Genomic DNA, 4,753 nt, shown 5'->3' on the forward strand with positions numbered 1-4,753 from the left:
TTATTATATCACATCCATCTTCTTTTAGTAATCTTTCACTCATTGAATGTATATAATTAGAATTATGTGTATAAAATTTACACTTACCTTCATTATCTCTATTATATAAAAAATATGATACTCCTCCTTTTATGTCAACTCCAGAGAAGCAATCTAAAGAATTTTGATAGTCGTGAATTTCTCTAATTTTATTACTATTCATCATTTTATTTCTAAATTCGTCTAGTCCCCATCCTCCAGAAAACCATCGAGAGGGTGAAATCATAACAACAAATTTAGGCATAAGTTGGATAGCTTGCTGAATAAACAAGTGATAAATCGGCTTGGCTTGAGCCCCGTTATCACTTCCAGCCGTATGTAATTGATACGGCGGATTTCCGATAATTACATCAAATTTCATCTTGAAAATCTTCTCTGGGGTATAAGTATGGATAAATTCATAGGCATGAGATTCCAATGTGCTACTACGGTCATATTCGCTTTGCGATGCTCTGCAGAATTCACAATGGCCATTCTTCCATGTGTGATGTAATGTTGGGTTCAGTCGAATAAGACCTTCTGCCGTATCAAAACGCGAAAAAGAATATTTACCGTTTGCACATTTGCTTCCGTAAAGAGATCGCCTTGAAAGAAGAGCCGTAAGATTCGTAATGGCAATGCCGTAAAGCTGCTTTTGAAAGATATGGTCGAGACGAGTCTGTAAGTCGGGAATTTCGTCCTTCAACCCTTCGATGAGGCGTTTGGCAATCTCGCGCAGGAACACGCCAGACTTACAGGCAGGGTCAAGGAATGTCGCTTTTGAGTCCTGCCACAATTCTTGCGGGAGCATATCAAGCATGGCATTGGCGACTTCTGGAGGAGTAAAGACTTCATCACTCGAAAGATTGGCCAGACAGCTTAAAACATCAGGGTTATGCTGGAGATCATGCATGGCACAGTCTCCAGTATTCGATGGGCTCGAATTCCTGAATGGGGGATGGAATCAACGTGTCGAGCTCGGCGTCGTATTCCCAGCCGGGCATAAAAAGCACATTCTGCCGCTTCTGCTTTTCCGCCTCGCCTTTCATGAGCTGATCAAGACGAAAGTCTCGGCGTTTTATCAGGTCACCGGAAATGAACGACCACTCGGAGAAAATGATGGGAGTCCCATCGGAGCGAAGCAGCGTGAGCGCATCACCGCACAGAATATTGCGCTCCAGAATGTACCGAACAGCCGCAAGCAGCTCTCCACAGACGGATACGGCAAGAGTCTTGTAGTATTCTTCATTCCAAAGATTCAGAAGCCGGATACGGCACTCTTCCGCATTGTCATTCAGTATATCTACTCCATAGAGACTGGACAGTGCCAAAACAGCGTAGCGCTCATACTCGTGCCTGCTTTTGCCGTAGCGTCTTTTTACGACTTCCAGCTTGCGTCGAAGCACTTCAGCGAGGAAGTTACCATTGCCGCAGGCGGGCTCAAGAAAACGACTGTCTATACGGGAACATTCATCAGCAACGAGATCGCACATGGCTTTGACTTCCCGTTCGGCGGTGAAGACTTCGCCATGCGCGGCCACGCGCTGTTTTGATTTAACTTGGAGAGATGTTGCCATTGCCCCACCCGTTCCCCAAAAACTGTACTTTGAGAGGACGAGGGGCGAAGGAGAATTTTATTATCCAGCGAGGTTTGACAGCGACTATTTTTTTACCTAAAGAAAGAAAAATTGATTTTCCCAAAAAGTACACCTTGTTAGACAGTATTAGCGTCATTTTCCCGAAGCCGTCCAGCTTTCCGGTAAAAGGTGCTTTGAGGCATTCGGCATCTTCTGGCCGCTTCCAGCCCTGAGATTTGGCCATTGCGCCAGAGGTCGCAATTTTCCAGAAAGTTGTCCGGCAGGGGTTTGATTTTGCGTCCAAAACGCACACCGCGCCCTTTGGCTGCAGCGATACCTTCGGCCTGCCTGCTACGGATATTCTCCCGTTCGTTCTGAGCCACAAAGGAAAGCACCTGCAAAACAAGATCGGCAATAAAGGTACCGAGCAGGTTTTTGTCGCGCCGGGTGTCAAGCAGAGGCATGTCCAGAACGAGGATATCCACGCGCTTCTCTTTGGTAATTATCCGCCACTGTTCCAGAATTTCCTCATAGTTTCTGCCCAGCCGGTCAATGCTCGTAATGCAGAGCAGATCCCCGGCTCTGAGCTTTTTGAGCATGGCCTGATACTGCGGGCGCTGAAAATCCTTGCCCGACAGTTTGTCCATGAAAATGCGGTCTGACCGGATGGCCTGCCGCTCAAGGGCGATGCGCTGACGGCTTTCGTTCTGATCCGTACTGGATACGCGAATATATCCGTAAGCTCCTGCCATAATGGTTTCTCCTCTCAATGGATTCTTGTTCACAGTTCATCATCGGGTATATCAGGAGTAATGAAGCTGGAGCGTTGTTCGCGTTTCGGAGGCGGCGGGGGTGTGTCTTGCCTCTTTGCCTTTCGTCCTTCCCGTTGCCGTCTGGCTTCGGTCAGATACTTGGTCAGGGTTTGGGGTTTCACCTCAATACCCTTTTCGTGCAAGCGCTCGACAATCTCCTGTGTGTCGAAGCCGCGCTTCTTCATTCGCTCCAGCGTCGGGGCCAGAGCGAAGACGGCTTCCTTCATGGACATGGTTCGATTCCCGTCCAGCGTGACAGAAGCGGGTTTGAGTGTCGCAAACTCCTGTCTGATTTCCTTCAGCTGCGTGACGGTGATGGTCATGAAGCTTCCTCCAGTGTTTCGCCGGGGCCATGCCCCGGATTGATGATTTGTCTTTCCGGTCGAGCGGGACGGTCGCCCACGCTTCACGCAAGTGAAGCATAGTGGGCTATATCTTCGGCCTGTGCGAAGATTTCCCTCCGACGCCTTACCTCATTCTCATGCCACGGGCGGAGCGCGCCTGCCGGCGCTCCCTGTCCCGCGCTTCCTGCTCCTGCCGCTGCCGTTCCTCTTCCAGCTGACGTTGGAGCTGTTCGGTGCGCTTGCGCTCCACGAACTCGATATGGAGCGGCCGGATTTCCGGCAGACGCAGAAATTCCTGATAGCCTGCCATGATTCTCTTTATTTTCTTCAACTGATTCTCCAGCTCCTCTTTTTCCTCATGGCTTTGTTTTCTGTGGGCCGTGTATCCCGCTTCAAGCCGCGTCAGTTTTCCGCGAAGGGTATCCACTTCCCGTTGCAGGATTTCCTTCTCCGTCTGGACAAGGTGTTTGACGGCAAGCGCCTTTTTCAGTTCTTCAATGAGGGAAGAGGCTTTTTTCAGCACGGACGGATAATTGAGAAAAGAGGCTTTCGGTAGTTCGATCTCCTCCCGAAGCACCTTTTCCGCTTCCTCAGCCTGCCGCTCATACTCTTCAATGCACTTTCTCAACTCTTCCTCACGCTGTTCCAATGCGCTGATAAGCTGCCGTGAATTTCGGGAAGTCTCTTCGGATTCCTGAATCAGTTTCTCCAATGCTTCCTGTTGCTGCTTGAACTCGCGGGTATCCAGATGCCTTTTCGCGGAATCGGGAGTCTGTTCCACGCCGCGTTCAATGACGAAGTCCCGGCTTTGCAGATGAGCGGGAAGCTCGGCTTGCAGTTTCCGCAGACTCTGACGGGTATAGATTTTGTTGGCGTTGAGCCTTCCGTCCGGCGTCACCGGCACATGAAGGAAGTGCATGTGCGGCGTCTTTTCATCCATGTGAACCATGGCGGAAACGACATTCTCCGCGCCCACAAATTCCGTGAGAAAGGCTTTGCTCTCCTCAAAGAAACGCCTTGTTTCCTCCGGCGTGAGAGCATCAAAAAACGCCTTGTCCGAGGTGACGATAAGCCCGCACATGCGCACGGCGTCCTTTCTCACGGCCTTGACCAGCAGGAGGTCGTCAATACGGTTCTGAATGACTTCGGCATAGTTCGATGCTGCGGTTTCGTGCAGCTCGTAGTTCGCCGCGCTTCTGTCGTAGTCAATATCGGGATTGCTGTGACTCTCCCGTTCCCGCCGGTTGTGACTCTGGATGCCGCGTATGGCCTCCTTCTTGAATTTGTCCATGTGGAGTACGAGGTAGGACATGGTTTTTTCCCTTTACTCATTTTCAGTGGTGACAACGGTGACAGTGGTGACAATCGAGCAATGGCAATGTTTTTCGGCTGTCACCACTCAAATATGCAATGGTGACAGTGGTGACAGGCGTAACCCCTTGCGGCTGTAGGTTTGTCACCATTGTCACCACTGTCACCGCTCAATCAGGCAAGGCAGGAGCAGTTTCTTCATCCGGGTCATCAGGCAAACAAACAATGTAGACACGCACGCGCCCTAGACCAGGAAGCCTTTCCTGATGTTTCAGTCTGTTTTTAGAAGGAGTGCGTAACCATCCAGCTTCACGCAGAACACGCACAGCTCTTGCCTCTGCGTATCCCCTGACGACTTCGGCCCGAAAACTCTCCGGAAGTATCAGATACTCGGTCGTGCCGTTGCGAGTGCGCTGAAATCCCACCCGGTTGATGCAGGTGGACATTTGCGTATCCAAATCCTGAAAGCGGCTTGCGCCGTGCCGTTCGATGAACAGCCGTACCGTGGAAAGGATGGCGGTATCCTCGGAAGCTCCGGTTCCGCCTCTTGCCGTGAGCCAGTCCCGGAAGCAGATTTCGATGCAGTTCAATACGTCCAGCTTTTCGGGAAGGATGCCCAGCCGCAGGGCCAGCATTCCGGCCATGCCGCACAGGGCGAAGCGCATGGCCACACGTCGTACCTGTCCGTCAG

5 protein-coding genes and 1 pseudogene are annotated in these 4,753 nt (G+C 50.8%); all 6 read right to left on the reverse strand.

The features are described 5' to 3' along the window. Nucleotides 1-931, reverse strand: a 931-nt coding sequence (locus tag ACZM8Y_RS17655; RefSeq protein WP_489501958.1) for an Eco57I restriction-modification methylase domain-containing protein, incomplete at its 3' end; no start/stop codon positions are given. Beyond that, complete coding sequence (locus ACZM8Y_RS17660; protein WP_486854938.1) at nt 924-1,595, reverse strand: hypothetical protein; 672 nt, start codon at nt 1,593-1,595, stop codon at nt 924-926. The genes ACZM8Y_RS17655 and ACZM8Y_RS17660, both read right to left, overlap by 8 nt. Before the next feature lie 137 nt (nt 1,596-1,732). Then, nucleotides 1,733-2,380 carry a recombinase family protein gene (locus ACZM8Y_RS17665; protein WP_462513796.1) on the reverse strand — a complete coding sequence of 216 codons (648 nt, stop codon included), beginning with the start codon at nt 2,378-2,380 and terminating at the stop codon, nt 1,733-1,735. Then, nucleotides 2,377-2,730: a protein MobC gene (locus ACZM8Y_RS17670; RefSeq protein WP_072335606.1), complete on the reverse strand. Its 354-nt coding sequence runs from the start codon at nt 2,728-2,730 to the stop codon at nt 2,377-2,379. Before ACZM8Y_RS17670 ends, ACZM8Y_RS17665 begins: the two co-directional genes overlap by 4 nt. Before the next feature lie 145 nt (nt 2,731-2,875). Next, entirely contained in the window at nt 2,876-4,063 is a 1,188-nt protein-coding gene (gene mobV, locus ACZM8Y_RS17675) for a MobV family relaxase (RefSeq protein WP_489501959.1), read from the reverse strand. A gap of 169 nt (nt 4,064-4,232) precedes the next feature. Continuing rightward, nucleotides 4,233-4,753, reverse strand: a pseudogene (locus ACZM8Y_RS17680) (DUF927 domain-containing protein); the annotation flags it as partial.

This window comes from Bilophila sp. (genome assembly GCF_057864385.1).